The following is a 14,362-nucleotide window of genomic DNA, read 5'->3' as shown; positions in this document are numbered from 1 at the left end:
GGTTTTGAGTGAGTGAAGCGCTCTTGAGTTTGTAATACAAACAGAGAATTGTAGTTTATAATTCGTGCATATGATAATTCTTTAAATAAATATTTTAAAGATTGTTGAAAGACCGTAATTTTAACGACATGGGTATTTTTAAGAAAGATAAACTTCAAATCATCAATTTTCAGTCGTACGGTAGTGCTACACGTTTGTATGTAAGGGGTAGGGCAATTGAAGATGAAAATATCGATTTGGACCAAAAAGGTATTTTTAATTTAATGAAGAATACCTGGAAACGTTTTGAGACTGATGAAATTAAAAATGCTCCTATAAAAATCACTTTTTCTAATGGTGAAACCGTAGAAGGTGTAACCGATAATGACGGGTATTATTTAATAGACGAAAACATAGCCGGACTCCAAAATTTGGCAAACGAAGAGGGTTGGGTCAAGTTTGAGCTATCTTTTGGCAATACAAAATTAAAAAGGGAAATTCTTTTGCAGAACAGATTTCTGGGTGAAATGCTGATACCCGGTGATAATGCTAAGTTCGGAGTAATTAGTGATATAGATGATACAATTTTGCATACAGGTGTGGTTTCCTCTTTAAAGTGGAAGGTTATTATAAACACCATGTTTAAAAGGGCTACAAAGCGTTCTCAATTAGAAGGGGCATCAGATTTTTATACAAAGCTTCATATGGGTAAATCTGGTGATGAGGCCAATCCTATATTTTATGTTAGTCATAGCCCTTGGAACTTGTACAGGTATTTGGAACTCTTTTTAAAAACCAACAATTTTCCTAAAGGTCCAGTATTGTTACGAAGCATGGCGAGTTTTAAAATGCGAAAAAAGAGTGATGAAAAACCGCAGAAACAGAAAGAGATAAGTAATTTATTAACGGCTTATCCAGAGTTGCCGTTTATTTTAATTGGCGATAGCGGTGAAAAAGACGGCGATATCTATCAAGAAATTTCGACTTTGTTTCCAGGAAGAATAAAGGCAATTTATTTACGAAGTGTAAATCACTCCAAACGTATGGCTCGTATAGAAAACCTTTTTGCCGATTTTAAGGATATACCTTTTTTAATGGTCAATAAAACAGAGGAAGCTATACAGCACGCCAAGAAAAACGGATTTATATAACCCTAGCGTTGTATATTCTTAATTGAAATCCACCTGGTATCGTCAAAATCATTTAAGGCGTTAATCAATTGAAAGCTTTCGAATTGTTGCAGGTCGGCTTCGGTTATTCTTTTTTCGGTAACCTTATTTTCATCTAATAATCTAGCTCTGCACGTACCTTCTAGTAATGGGGTAGAAGGTGTTACAATATGCTTGCCATCAGTAAGCAGTATGTTAGAATAAGTGGCGTCGGTTATAAATCCGTTCTTAACGATCAGTACATCGTCGCAATGGCCGCGTTGTTTAAAGAGGTTGTTTAATTTTTTGCGATTGTTTCTTTTAACCGCATACGAAATGGTATCGTCGTTAACCAATTGCAGTGAGGTCGGTATACTATTTTCGTATTCAGAAATAGAGAAGCGGGTACCATGTTGTTTGTAGCCAATTCGCAATTTGTATTTTAATGCCTTGTCTAGATTGGTAAGGTGTATACCGTCAAATAAGGAATAGGTAGGGTGGGTTTTATATTGTTGCATGTAAGAAGCTCTAAATCTAGCTTCGTGATATTGTTCGTTTTTAATTTGACTATTTTCTATACAAACAGATTCAAATAATGGGTACATATATTTTTTCTAAAAGTTCTTGATATTCCTCTTCCATCTCGCTGAGGTGGGTAATGCCACCACCACTTTTGTAAAAAAGCGTATCGTTAATTTTTTCAATAAACCGAATGCTAACTGCACTGTCTATTTGTTGTCCATCAAAAACACCAAAAATACCTGTGTAAAAACCACGTGGTGCAATCTCTGCCTTTGAAATAATTTCCAAAGTTTTCTTTTTAGGAGCTCCGCTTATGGATCCTGCGGGTAATGTTTTTAATAGTAATGAGGCAAATTCGTTCTTCCAGTTTTCTGGAAGTTCTCCTTGTATTTCAGTACTGGTCTGTAGTAGTTCTTGATCTCCTTTTTTAATTTTATCTACGTATCTAAATTTATTTACTCTAACCTTTTTTGCAATCATAGAAAGATCATTTCGAATAAGGTCTACAATGGTATTATGTTCATACAATTCTTTTTTATTGGAAAGTAATAACTCCTCCGCATTGGGTACATTACTATTGATCGTACCCTTCATTGGGTAAGAAAAAATGTTTCCGTCCTTTATCTTAAGGTAGCATTCCGGTGAAAAAATAACAAATTTATCTTTATATAAAAGCTTGTATGGGGCATATGCTTTTTTGTAAATCTCATTTAATTTCACGGTTGTGTCTAGTGCCGTAGGAAATGTAAGGTTTAACAAAAAACTATTACCTGTGTTTAGTTCATGCTTTACCGCTGAAAACGCTTGCTTGTAAATTTCTTTGGAAACCAACGTTGGTCTCAGGTCAAAATCTGAGTTATTAAATGATGCCGAAGGTAGTTCTTTATCATTGCCATTACCCTTTATATTGAAAAAGATATTTTCTCTTGCGGCTTCATCAAATGTAAAAACCTGTTTTGTTGTGGCATCAAAATCAATAATAAACAAAAAGGGAACTCCATCTTGAAGAAAGCGTGTAACTTTATTTTCAAAATCTTCCAATGGTTTCGGGCTTTGCGAAAGTGAACCTAAAATAAACCGTTAATTTGGGCGTCAATTTTATTGAGAATAGTACCAAGATCTTCGGGGTTGTCCACAAAATCTAAATCGTCAACATCAATAATCAACAAGTTGCCTTTATTGTAACCATGTATCCAAGCTTCATAACGTTCGTTCAATCTGCTTAAATAATCTATTGAAATTGTGTTTTCATATTCCCTACCTCTTTTATGAATTTGCTTCACTAAGTTAGGTATAGAGCTACGTAAGTAAATAAGTAGGTCTGGCGGGTCGACCAAGCTCTCCATCAAATCAAATAAACTAGTGTAGTTTTGAAAATCCCTATTCGTCATAAGACCCATGGCGTGTAGGTTGGGAGCGAATATATGAGCATCTTCATAAATAGTTCTATCCTGTATAATTTCTTTCCCGCTTTCTTTTATCTGAAGAATTTGGCGGTACCTGCTATTTAAAAAGTATATCTGAAGATTAAAACTCCAGCGTTCCATCTGATTGTAAAAGTCATCTAAATATGGGTTCTCCACTACATCTTCAAAATGCGCTTCCCAATTATAATGTTTTGCAAGTAATCTGGTTAGGGTCGTTTTTCCTGCACCGATATTTCCGGCAACTGCTATGTGCATAGAATTAAATTGATTAATGGTTGTGTTCTTGTTTCCAAGAAGAATTCGATGGTACAAGATACGAGATAACAACAGGAAGTAAAAACATATTTGTTGTATGGCATAAAAAAAATACAAGCAATGTATTTATTAACATTTTTCAATTAAACCAAAAGCGAATAATGATGTCATACAAACATTCTAATACGTACACATGAAGATATATAAGTGGTTTTTAAGTTTTATAGTCGTTTGCACGGTCGCTAATCTGCAAGCACAAGATTTTCAAGGTAAGGCAACATACCAGAGTAAAACTCAGGTCAATTTCGATTTTGGCAATAGAAATATTCCCGAAGATCGAAAAAAGGAAATGATGGAACGTATTAAAAAAGCAAACGAAAAGACGTTCGTTCTTAATTTCAATCAAACTGCATCTTTATATAAAGAGGAAGAAAAGTTAGAACAGCCGGGTGAAAGAGGTGGTGGCCGTGGTCCAAGATTTGGAACTATGACGGGTACAGATGGCGATTTGTATAAAAATATAAAAGACCAGAGATATTTGGTAAAAACCGAGCTTTTAGGAAAAATTTTCTTGATCGATGATGCGTTGGAAACCTTAGAATGGAAAATGGGTAGCGAGTCTAAACAAATAGGAAATTATACTGCATTTAAGGCGACGGCAACAAAGACTATTAAGAGACCGAACATGAGTGCTGTTTTCAGAAGACCTGGTAGAGGGGAAGAAAATAAAGAAGAGGAAAAAGCAGAAGAATTCACTGTTAAAGAGGTAGGGATTGTGGCATGGTACACGCCTGAGATCCCTATAAATCAAGGTCCTGGTCTGTATTGGGGTTTGCCGGGTTTAATATTGGCGGTAAACGATGATGTTACCACGATTGTGTGTTCTGAAATAACGATGAATCCTTCCGAGAAAATGGAAATAAAAGCACCAAGTAAAGGCAAGAAGGTAACACAGGCGGAGTATGATGAAATCTCTCAAGAGAAGATGAAAGAAATGAGAGAGAATTTTAGGAATAGAGGTGGCCGTGGAGGCGGTAGACCAAATTAAAAAAGTGCTTTTAATACATAACTATTTACAGCTATTACATGAGAAATAAAGTGCTTTTAACATTATTGTGTGTGGTAACTACAACAGTTGTCTTTGCACAGGAAATTACATTATCTGGTACAGTGAAGGACAGTTTAGGGGTCGGTGTAGACATGGCTAACGTAATTGCCATTAACACTGCTACACAAGGTTTGGAATCTTACGGGATTACGAACCATGCCGGGTTATTTAAATTGAAGTTGAAAACAGGTGAGCAATACACGGTAAAAGTTAGCTATCTGGGCTTTAAGCCAGAGTCTTTTACTTTTACGGCGGGTGATAATAATGCGGTAAAAGATATTTTAATGTATGAGCAGGCGGCACAATTAGATGAGGTGGATGTTACGTACGAAATGCCGGTTTCTGTAAAGGGGGATACTATAGTGTACGATACCGATGCCTTTGTGTCGGGTACCGAAAAAAAGTTAAAAGATGTGTTGGAAAATCTTCCTGGAATTGAAATTAACGATGACGGACAAATAGAGGTCGAAGGTAAAACGGTTACCAAGGTTATGGTCGAGGGAAAAGATTTTTTCGACGGCGATAGTAAGCTGGCGGTAGAGAATATACCGGCAAATGCATTAAGTAAAGTGGAGGTGTTACGAAATTTCAATGAGGTGTCGCAAATGAAAGGACTTACCAATGATGAAGATAATGTGGCTTTGAATATTAAGCTGAAAGAAGGAAAAAAGAATTTTTGGTTTGGAGAGTTAACGGCAGGTTATGGACCTGATGATAGATATTTGGCACACCCAAAACTATTTTATTACAGTCCTAAGTACAGCATAAATATCATTACCGACCTAAATAACATAGGTGAAGTGCCCTTTACCCGTAATGATTACAGAAATTTCACAGGTGGTTTTAGAAACTTAAATTCTAGGGGAGGCAGTTCTATTTCTACGGTAGCAGATGGTTTAGGGCTATCCTCTTCGCAGAATAATAGGGCAAACGATATCGACACCAAGTTTGCCGCGGCTAATTTTAGTTATGCCCCTATGGAAGGGCTGGATCTAAGTGGCTTTGGTATTTATTCATATACCGGAACAATTTTAAAATCTGAAGGCATAACATCTTACATTGCCAGTAACGATGTAGAAAGTACTACCTCGAATACAGACCAAACAATACATTTAGGTCTCGCTAAATTAAGTGCCAAATACCAACCTAACGATAATTTTCAATTAGATTATGATGCCCTTTTAAAGCAATCTGACGATAATGAAGAAGTGAACGTACTTTCTATTTCTTCTATTACAGATGAGATCGCAGAGGTTAAAAAACAGAAACCATTATCCGTAAATCAAAACCTGAACATATATTATACGTTAAATGATAAGAATATTTTTGCGGTTGAGGCACAATACTTATATCAAGATGAAGATCCATTTTACGAAGCGATAAGAAATGAGTTTGCCTTTATCGATATTTTTCCGGTAGATGAGGGTCAAGATTTGTACAATATTAACCAGGCAAAGAAAGTAGTGACCAATAAGGTAGATGCAAAAGTCGATTATTACAGGGTACTTGGTGATAAAAGTAATATAAACTTGACTTTGGGTACAACACAGAGCAACCAAAACTTCAATTCTAATATATTTCAGATTTTAGATAATGAAGATGTTTTAAATATGAGTGGAGATGAATTTGGTAACGACGTTGCCTTTCATGTTTCAGATGTTTATGCAGGGCTGCATTATAAAGTTATATCTGGAATTTTTACATTTAATCCTGGGGTAACCTTACATCAGTTCAATGTTAAGAATGAGCAATTGGGTTCGGTAGTTGAAGATAATTTAACATCGTTGTTGCCAGATGTCTATATAAATGCACAGCTTAAAAAATCTGAAAACCTTCGCTTTAACTATCAGGTAACACGTTCCTTTACAGATGTCAGCAATTTTGCACAAGGTTATGTACTTAATAATTATAACTCGCTTTATAATGGAAACCGTGATTTAGAAAGTGCCTTGAACCATAATGTATCTTTGAATTTTTTCAGCTTTAACATGTTCAACTTCACCAATATTTTTGCCAACGTCGCATACACTAAAAGAATAGACGCCTTAAAAAGCGGTGTAAATATTGTTGGTATTAATAGGGTGAGTAGTACCATCAATTCTGATTTTGATGATGAGTCTTTAACGGCAAACGGAAAATACGAGCGTACTTTCGGTAAGATCAAGGCATCGGTACAAGGTAATTTAAGCTGGTCTACGACCAATAACCTAGTAGATGATGAGCAAAGCACATCGAATTCATTAACGCAAAATTACACGGGGGCACTTTCCACGAATTTTAAAAATGCACCTAATTTAGAATTGGGGTATAGGTATACGGTGAACAATTATGAAAATGGAGGTTTAGAAACTACATTTTACACTAGCCGACCCTACGCTCGTTTTGATGCGAGTTTTTTAAAGAATTTTATTTTTACGGTAGATTATGATTATTATAATTACACTGATAAGGAAGAGACCATAACCAATACCTATAGTTTTTTGGAGTCTAATTTAACCTACCAAAAGAAAGATAGCCGGTGGGAATATGGTATAAAGGGAACGAATTTATTGAATACGACGACCTTAAATAGAGATAGTACCAACGAACTCTATTTTAGTACCCAAGCCTATTTTGTGCAACCCAGATACGTGTTATTGTCGGTGAAATATGATCTTTAATCTAGAAAATACATATAGATAATTATAAATTCTTTTATTTACGCTAATAAATAACTGGTTATAAGATATTGAACAGAACATTTTTCATATTTTTGGGGTTATATTAAATAAAGAGGAGGGATTTGACTGATTGCAACCTCTGTTTTAACCTTTAGGTATAAAACGAAAAAAATGCTAAAGCAGTTGATGTTGGTACCATATCGCATCACACTTCTTTTCGGCATTCATTCAAATCCTTCTACAGAATAAAAAGTTTGTTATGCCATATTTATTTACATCAGAATCTGTTAGTGAAGGACATCCGGATAAAGTTGCCGATCAGATCAGTGATGCCCTTTTAGATCATTTTCTAGCCTTTGACCCAGAAAGTAAAGTTGCTTGTGAGACCTTGGTCACTACAGGTCAGGTTGTTTTAGCGGGAGAAGTAAAAAGTGATACCTATTTAGACGTACAGAACATTGCCCGTGAAGTCATCAATAAAATAGGATATACCAAAGGAGAATATCAGTTCAGTGGAGATTCTTGTGGAGTAATCTCGTTGATTCACGAGCAGTCTCAAGATATTAATCAAGGTGTTGACCGCGGTGCCAAAGAAGAGCAAGGTGCAGGTGATCAAGGTATGATGTTCGGTTATGCGACCAGCGAGACCGAGAACTACATGCCGTTGGCTTTAGATATATCGCACAAAATTTTGCATACTTTGGCAGAGCTGCGTCGCGAAGGAAAAGAAATTTCTTATTTAAGGCCAGACGCCAAAGCACAGGTGACTTTAGAATATTCAGATGCCAATGAGCCACAGCGTATAGATACGATAGTAGTTTCTACACAGCATGATGCTTTTGACGAAGATGATGATAAAATGTTGGCAAAGATCAAGTCGGACATTATTTCCATTCTAATCCCTAGGGTAAAGGCACAATTGCCTGCTGAGACCCAAAAATTGTTCGATGATCAAATCAAGTACCATATCAATCCAACGGGAAAATTCGTTATTGGAGGACCTCATGGAGATACCGGATTAACGGGGCGAAAAATAATTGTTGATACTTACGGAGGTAAAGGGGCCCACGGTGGAGGTGCTTTTAGTGGTAAAGATCCAAGCAAGGTAGACCGTAGTGCTGCATACGCGGCACGTCATGCGGCAAAAAATTTAGTGGCTGCAGGTGTAGCAGATGAAATTTTGGTACAAGTAAGTTACGCGATTGGTGTAGTAGAGCCAACTTCTATTTATGTAGATACTTACGGTACCTCTAAAGTAGGGTTGAGTGATGGCGAAATTGCCAGAAAAGTGGCTGAGCTTTTCGATATGAGACCTTTTGCAATAGAAGATAGGCTTAAGTTAAGAAACCCAATTTATTTGGAAACCGCTGCATATGGCCATATGGGTAAACAGCCTAAAACAATTACCAAAGTTTTTGAATCTCCGTACAACGGCCGTATCGAAAAAGAAGTGGAATTATTTACTTGGGAAAAGTTAGATAAGGTAGCAGAGATAAAGTCGGCCTTTAATTTATAATGGTATTGCTAATAATGTTAAAGCATTGTTTCTGTTTTTAAAATAAAAAAAGTCCCTTTATTTAAAGGGACTTTTTTTATTTAGTTATGTGCTGAGGTTTATTTCAGCGCTTCCTTAATTCTTGAAATTGCTTCTTTAATTTCTTTAACTGAAGCTGCATAAGATATACGAATGCAATTTCCGTTTCCAAAGGCATCACCTGTTACAGTGGCTACATTTGCTTCTTCTAAAATATACATTGAGAAATCAGATGCATTGTTGATTTTTTTACCGTTCAAAGTTTTTCCAAAGTAAGCGGTAACATCTGGGTAAACATAAAATGCACCTTCAGGTTCATTACATTTAAATCCGTCGATTTCATTTAATAGACTTAAAATAAGCTTACGTCTTTCTTTAAATTCATCTACCATGTATTTAATACGATCCGGTGATTCTTCTAAAGCTGTAATTACCGCACGTTGAGCTATGCAATTGGCTCCACTGGTAACTTGACCTTGTAATTTGTTTGTTGCACGTGCAATATAAGCCGGTGCGCCAATGTAGCCTATACGCCACCCTGTCATTGCAAATGCTTTTGCAACTCCGTTTACGGTAACTGTACGGTCGTACATATCTTCAAATTCTGCCATTGAAGCATGTTCTGTAACACCATAATTTATATGCTCGTAAATTTCATCACTAACCACAATAATGTTAGGATGATTTTTTAAGACATCAGCAAGAGCGCGTAATTCTTCCTTGCTGTAAATAGATCCACTTGGGTTACATGGTGAGCTATACCATAACATTCTTGTTTTTGGTGTAATGGCTGCTTCTAACTGCTCGGCAGTCATCTTAAAATCATTTTCCAAGCTAGTCGGTACTTCTACCGGCACCCCATCTGCTAGTTTTACAATGTCGCTGTAACTAACCCAGTAAGGGCAAGGTAAGATCACTTCGTCACCTTTGTTCAAAATTACTTGGGCTACATTGTACAATGCTTGCTTTGCACCTGTAGACACAACGATCTGGGCAGGCTCATAACTTAAATTGTTATCTCTCTTGAATTTGGTGATGATAGCCTTTTTTAAGTCTACATAACCATCAACAGGTGTATAGGAGTTATAGTCTTCATTAACCGCTTTAATAGCAGCTTCCTTAATGTAATCTGGTGTGTTGAAATCTGGCTCGCCTAAGCTAAGACCAATAATATCTTTACCTTCAGCCCTTAATTCACGGGCTTTTGCAGCCATTTCTAAAGTAGCTGACGGTGTAACACTGTTGATTCTGTCCGAAAGTTGATTGCTCATGGGTACTCTTAATTTCTAGTATTGTAAAGTTGGCTCTTTGCCTAACTCTTTTAAATGTTTAAAGTGCGAAATTATAGCTTTTCTGGTAGTTTTATACTCGTGATAAGGTAAATTAAATTCTTGTGCCGTCTGTTTCACAATTTTTGAAATTTTTGTGTAATGTACATGGCTGATGTTGGGGAAAATATGGTGTTCAACTTGATGATTTAGTCCCCCTGTAAACCAGTTTACTATTTTGTTTTTAGTGCCAAAATTCACAGTCGTAAATAGTTGATGAATAGCCCAAGTGTTTTTCATTGTACCTGAGTCATCTGGCAAAGGCGTGTCCGCGTCATCTACAATATGAGCCAGTTGGAAAACAACACTAAGTATTACCCCTGCGACGTAGTGCATCAAAAAGAATCCTATGAGTATTTTCCACCAAGCAATATCCAAAATAAGCATCGGTAATACAATCCAAATAGTGATGTACAGTATTTTTGTGATAATAAGCGTACTCCAGTTCATAGTGGCGCTCGGTAGTTTACCATAAGATAGTTTACGCTTCATATAGCGGTACATTTGCTGAAAATCTGTAGTAATTGCCCAGTTAAATGTTAGTAGACCGTAAAGGAATACAGAGTAAAAATGTTGAAATTTATGGTGTTTCTTCCATTCGGCATGTTTAGAAAAACGTAATATTCTACCAGCTTCCATATCCTCATCATGTTCATGAATATTGGTGTAAGTATGGTGAAGTACATTGTGTTGTACTTGCCAGTTATAAACATTGCCGGCAAGAATGTATATACTGCTTCCCATTAACTTGTTTACCCATTTTTTGTTAGAGTATGCGCCATGATTTCCGTCATGCATAACGTTCATACCAACACCCGCCATACCAATACCCATAACTATGGTTAAAAGTACATTGGCCCAATTTGGTAGACCCAAGGTTAATATCAAAAAATAAGGAGCAAGAAATAGGGCGAACATAATTACCGTTTTAAGGTGTAGTTTCCAGTTTCCTGTTTTTTTAAGTTTATTTGTTTTAAAATATTCGTTAACTCTGCTATTTAAAGTTTTAAAAAACTTGGCAGAATCTGTTCTTGGAAAACGAATGGTGTTTTGTTCCATAATTCGGTAATCTTTTACTTAATATAATGTAATTGAATCTATAATAGTTTGATAGCTTAATTAAAAGCCAAATCTTTGCACGAGTGAATATACTAATTAAATCTATTTACAAATATACGGATGACTGCTGAAATCATATTTGAAAATTTTCCCAATTTATCTGAAGATCAGAAAAGAAGGTTTGAGAAACTAGAAGAACTATATAAAGACTGGAACCAGAAAATTAATGTGGTTTCACGAAAAGATATAGATGAGCTTTACTTAAGGCATGTGTTACATTCATTGGGAATTGCAAAATTTATACAGTTTAAAGATGGTTCTACAATCTTAGATGTAGGTACCGGTGGTGGTTTTCCGGGCATACCTTTAGCTATCTTTTTTCCTGAAGTACAATTTACATTGGTTGACTCCATAGGAAAAAAGATAAAGGTGGTGAACGAAGTTGTTGAAGGTTTAGAATTAACCAATGTAACAACTATAAATGCTCGTGTTGAAGAAATACCGGGTCAATTCGATTTTATCGTCAGTAGGGCAGTGGCAGCTATGCCAACCTTTGTGCACTGGATAAAAGGTAAAATTAAAAAGGAATCAAAACACGATATTCGAAACGGAATACTATACTTAAAAGGCGGTGATCTGCATGAGGAGCTGAAAAACTACAGAACTGCAGAAATCTTTGATTTGACCAATTATTTTAAAGAGGACTTTTTTGAAACGAAGAAAATGGTCTATTTACCGCTGAAGTATAAAGGGTAGGCTATACTCAACTATAAAAGGAAAGAACTGTAGTATGCCTTTTTATACTTTCTGGCAAACTCTTTTAAATAATTCCAAATATGTATCTGAATACAAGTGATATGTAATCTTAATCTGTTAATAATCATAAGCAATTGATTTTAAATGAGCTACAAAGTTCGGTAAATCACATTGAGTTTACAATTAATTAACGTTAAATTTACATTGATATTGTATTAGAGGTATGTTAAAGTTTTTCTTCGTTAAAGTAAAATGCCCAACGATTTATTAGTCATTGGGCATTTAATTCTTGTCTTATAAGCTATCATTTGCTCCATGGTGGTACTATACCATTGGTTCTAGCGTAGGCAATAAGTTGACCTTTATGTTCACCGTTATGCTCCATTATGGCTAATAATCCTCCTAGTTTATTTGACTTCATAAATCCGAAATCCACTTCTTCACTTAATGTGCCATCTTCTACTTTTGTAATGTTTTCAAGTACGAAGTCATTTGATTTTTTAAGGGCGGCAATAATATTTTCCTTACCGGTAATTTTGCTCAAACCCATTACATCTACGTCCGCAGGTGGGGCAAAACCCAGTTTTGATGCAAGAAAATAATTCCCACCGGCAACATGTAATAGTGCTTCGCCAACTGAGCTTATTCCTTCTGCTGGTCTCCAATCATACTTGTCTTCAGGGAAGGCTTCGGCAAGTTGAATTACTTGTAATTGGTTGCCTGTCAGTACTGCTTTTATACTGTTTTGTGTTAAGCCTTCTTGGGCATAAGAAAAGCAGCTTGCCAGTAAAAATGTAAATAGTAACTTTTTCATAATTAGTGTGTTAAGGTTGATGAAAGAAAATGTAATTTACTTTAAAATTTAGGTAAAGCCCAAAAAAAAGGCTGAATATTAATTCAGCCTTTTTAGTTTTTGTCTTATCCTAAGAACGGATACCTGTAATCTACAGGGGTAACAAATGTTTCCTTTATTAAACGAGGAGATACCCAGCGTAGCAAGTTTTGTGCTGATCCAGCCTTATCATTTGTACCAGAAGCTCTGGCTCCGCCAAATGGTTGTTGACCTACTACTGCACCTGTTGGCTTATCGTTAATGTAGAAATTACCGGCACAGTTCTGTAATGCCTTCGTCGCTTCATCAATAGCGTATCTGTCTTGAGAAAGTACAGCACCTGTTAGTGCATATTCAGAAGTTCCGTCGATTAACTGCAACGTTTCGCTCCAATCTTTATCTTCATAAACGTATACAGTAACTACAGGACCGAATAATTCCGTTTCCATGGTTGTATACTTAGGGTCTGTTGTTAAAATTACCGTAGGCTCTATAAAGTAACCTTTAGATTTGTCAAAACCGCCTCCGGCATAAATCTCGGCATTTTCATCTTCCTTAGCTTGGTTAATATATTTTGCCAACTTGTCGAATGAGCCTTCATGAATTACAGCGGTAATAAAGTTGCTCATATCTTCTGGAGAACCAGGTTTGTTGAATGATTCTATATCTGCCTTTACATATTCTAATATCTCATTTGCGGTAGATTTGGGTATATATACTCTTGAAGCGGCACTACACTTTTGCCCTTGGAACTCAAATGCACCTCTAGAGATAGCTGTAGCTACTTGTTTTGTATTAGCGGTAGGGTGAGCAAGAATAAAATCTTTACCACCGGTTTCACCAACTATTCTAGGGTATGTTTTATATGTATGAATGTTATTGCCTATTTGTTTCCAAAGTTCTTTGAAAACATGTGTTGAACCTGTAAAGTGTAGTCCGGCAAAGTCAGGGCTGCTTAGTACAGTATCGGTAATCATAACCGGATCGCCGTAGATTACATTGATCACTCCGTCAGGTAAACCGGCTTCTTTGAAAATGTCAACAATAACCTTTGCTGAAAATATTTGACTATCACTTGGCTTCCATATTACAACATTGCCCATCATTGCTGCACTTGCGGGAAGGTTACCAGCAATGGCTGTAAAGTTGAATGGGGTTATGGCATACACGAAACCTTCTAACGGTCTGTATTCAACTCTATTCCAAATACCCTCGGCAGAATCTGGTTGCTCTTCATAAATTTGAGACATGTATTCTACGTTGAATCGTAAGAAATCAATTAATTCACATGCAGAGTCTATTTCCGCTTGGTGAATGTTCTTTGATTGTGCGATCATTGTAGCCGCGTTGATTTTTGCGCGGTATGGTCCAGCAATTAATTCTGCAGCTTTCAAGAAAATGGCGGCACGTTGTTCCCAAGTTAAATTCGCCCAAGCATTTCTTGATTCAAGACAATTGTCAATAGCGGCTTGTACGTTCTTTTTTTCGGCTGTGTGGTAAGTGCCAACAATATGTTTGTGGTCGTGTGGAGGAGACATAGGCTTGGTGTTGCCTGTACGTACCTCTTCTGATCCAATGTACATAGGTACATCTACTTGACCGTTAAAATATGTTTTGTATTGTTCCAAAACCGCTTCTCTTTCTGGTGAACCAGGAGCATAGCTTTTAATTGGTTCATTAATAGCTGTAGGAACTTGAAAAAATCCTTTACCCATTGTCAAAATTTTTAAATTAAATTGTTGACCAAAGGTACT

12 protein-coding genes are annotated in these 14,362 nt (G+C 36.3%); 5 read left to right on the top strand and 7 right to left on the bottom strand.

The window, feature by feature from the left end:
• Positions 1 to 101 precede the first annotated feature (101 nt).
• A complete protein-coding gene (locus DCS95_RS06950) occupies positions 102 to 1,130 on the top strand; it encodes an App1 family protein (RefSeq protein WP_341865180.1) in 1,029 nt (342 codons plus the stop codon).
• Positions 1,131 to 1,132: 2 nt separating this feature from the next.
• Here the strand turns inward: DCS95_RS06950 and DCS95_RS06945 are convergent, their stop codons facing one another.
• Genes DCS95_RS06945 through DCS95_RS06935 form a run of 3 tightly spaced genes read right to left on the bottom strand, consistent with a single transcriptional unit; the run spans position 1,133 to position 3,331 of the window.
• A complete protein-coding gene (locus DCS95_RS06945; RefSeq protein ID WP_116770030.1) occupies positions 1,133 to 1,732 on the bottom strand; it encodes an aminotransferase class IV in 600 nt (199 codons plus the stop codon).
• Positions 1,716 to 2,690 carry an aminodeoxychorismate synthase component I gene (locus DCS95_RS06940; protein WP_116770029.1) on the bottom strand — a complete coding sequence of 325 codons (975 nt, stop codon included), beginning with the start codon at positions 2,688 to 2,690 and terminating at the stop codon, positions 1,716 to 1,718. Before DCS95_RS06940 ends, DCS95_RS06945 begins: the two co-directional genes overlap by 17 nt.
• Positions 2,691 to 2,716: 26 nt before the next feature.
• Complete coding sequence (locus DCS95_RS06935; protein WP_116770028.1) at positions 2,717 to 3,331, bottom strand: deoxynucleoside kinase; 615 nt, start codon at positions 3,329 to 3,331, stop codon at positions 2,717 to 2,719.
• Positions 3,332 to 3,524: 193 nt separating this feature from the next.
• Here DCS95_RS06935 and DCS95_RS06930 point away from each other — a divergent pair, with 193 nt between their 5' ends.
• The 3 genes from DCS95_RS06930 (at position 3,525) to metK (ending at position 8,615) form a co-directional block, all read left to right on the top strand.
• Positions 3,525 to 4,379: a GLPGLI family protein gene (locus DCS95_RS06930; protein ID WP_116770027.1), complete on the top strand. Its 855-nt coding sequence runs from the start codon at positions 3,525 to 3,527 to the stop codon at positions 4,377 to 4,379.
• 38 nt (positions 4,380 to 4,417) lie between these two features.
• Complete coding sequence (locus DCS95_RS06925) at positions 4,418 to 7,099, top strand: TonB-dependent receptor (RefSeq protein ID WP_116770026.1); 2,682 nt, start codon at positions 4,418 to 4,420, stop codon at positions 7,097 to 7,099.
• A 259-nt stretch (positions 7,100 to 7,358) separates the two neighbouring features.
• Complete coding sequence (metK, locus tag DCS95_RS06920) at positions 7,359 to 8,615, top strand: methionine adenosyltransferase (RefSeq protein ID WP_116770025.1); 1,257 nt, start codon at positions 7,359 to 7,361, stop codon at positions 8,613 to 8,615.
• Between the two features lie 98 nt (positions 8,616 to 8,713).
• Here metK and DCS95_RS06915 read toward each other — a convergent pair whose 3' ends face one another.
• Both DCS95_RS06915 and DCS95_RS06910 read right to left on the bottom strand, forming a co-directional pair.
• A complete protein-coding gene (locus tag DCS95_RS06915) occupies positions 8,714 to 9,904 on the bottom strand; it encodes a pyridoxal phosphate-dependent aminotransferase (protein WP_116770024.1) in 1,191 nt (396 codons plus the stop codon).
• A 15-nt stretch (positions 9,905 to 9,919) separates the two neighbouring features.
• Positions 9,920 to 11,020, bottom strand: coding sequence for a fatty acid desaturase family protein (locus DCS95_RS06910; RefSeq protein ID WP_116770023.1), 1,101 nt, complete (start codon positions 11,018 to 11,020; stop codon positions 9,920 to 9,922).
• Between the two features lie 120 nt (positions 11,021 to 11,140).
• Here DCS95_RS06910 and rsmG point away from each other — a divergent pair, with 120 nt between their 5' ends.
• On the top strand, positions 11,141 to 11,776 hold the full coding sequence (rsmG, locus tag DCS95_RS06905) for a 16S rRNA (guanine(527)-N(7))-methyltransferase RsmG (protein WP_116770022.1): 636 nt from the start codon (positions 11,141 to 11,143) through the stop codon (positions 11,774 to 11,776).
• Positions 11,777 to 12,080: 304 nt separating this feature from the next.
• On the opposite strand, the gene DCS95_RS06900 is transcribed toward rsmG, so the two are convergent.
• Both DCS95_RS06900 and pruA read right to left on the bottom strand, forming a co-directional pair.
• Complete coding sequence (locus tag DCS95_RS06900; RefSeq protein WP_116770021.1) at positions 12,081 to 12,590, bottom strand: DinB family protein; 510 nt, start codon at positions 12,588 to 12,590, stop codon at positions 12,081 to 12,083.
• Between the two features lie 104 nt (positions 12,591 to 12,694).
• Complete coding sequence (pruA, locus tag DCS95_RS06895; RefSeq protein ID WP_116770020.1) at positions 12,695 to 14,323, bottom strand: L-glutamate gamma-semialdehyde dehydrogenase; 1,629 nt, start codon at positions 14,321 to 14,323, stop codon at positions 12,695 to 12,697.
• Between the last annotated feature and the right edge of the window lie 39 nt (positions 14,324 to 14,362).

Source organism: Maribacter litoralis, assembly GCF_003075045.1.
Taxonomy (GTDB): Bacteria; Bacteroidota; Bacteroidia; order Flavobacteriales; family Flavobacteriaceae; genus Maribacter; species Maribacter litoralis.
Note: the sequence above shows the minus strand (reverse complement) of the source record. Positions and strands in the feature narration are given on the sequence as shown.

Bases quoted from the DNA above. Each gene is read 5' to 3' on its own strand.
- DCS95_RS06900 (WP_116770021.1), bottom strand. From the start codon at position 12,590: ATGAAAAAGTTACTATTTACATTTTTACTGGCAAGCTGCTTTTCTTAT.
- pruA (WP_116770020.1), bottom strand. From the start codon at position 14,323: ATGGGTAAAGGATTTTTTCAAGTTCCTACAGCTATTAATGAACCAATT.
- rsmG (WP_116770022.1), top strand. From the start codon at position 11,141: ATGACTGCTGAAATCATATTTGAAAATTTTCCCAATTTATCTGAAGAT.
- DCS95_RS06910 (WP_116770023.1), bottom strand. From the start codon at position 11,020: ATGGAACAAAACACCATTCGTTTTCCAAGAACAGATTCTGCCAAGTTT.
- DCS95_RS06945 (WP_116770030.1), bottom strand. From the start codon at position 1,732: ATGTACCCATTATTTGAATCTGTTTGTATAGAAAATAGTCAAATTAAA.
- DCS95_RS06930 (WP_116770027.1), top strand. From the start codon at position 3,525: ATGAAGATATATAAGTGGTTTTTAAGTTTTATAGTCGTTTGCACGGTC.
- DCS95_RS06925 (WP_116770026.1), top strand. From the start codon at position 4,418: ATGAGAAATAAAGTGCTTTTAACATTATTGTGTGTGGTAACTACAACA.
- DCS95_RS06915 (WP_116770024.1), bottom strand. From the start codon at position 9,904: ATGAGCAATCAACTTTCGGACAGAATCAACAGTGTTACACCGTCAGCT.
- metK (WP_116770025.1), top strand. From the start codon at position 7,359: ATGCCATATTTATTTACATCAGAATCTGTTAGTGAAGGACATCCGGAT.
- DCS95_RS06935 (WP_116770028.1), bottom strand. From the start codon at position 3,331: ATGCACATAGCAGTTGCCGGAAATATCGGTGCAGGAAAAACGACCCTA.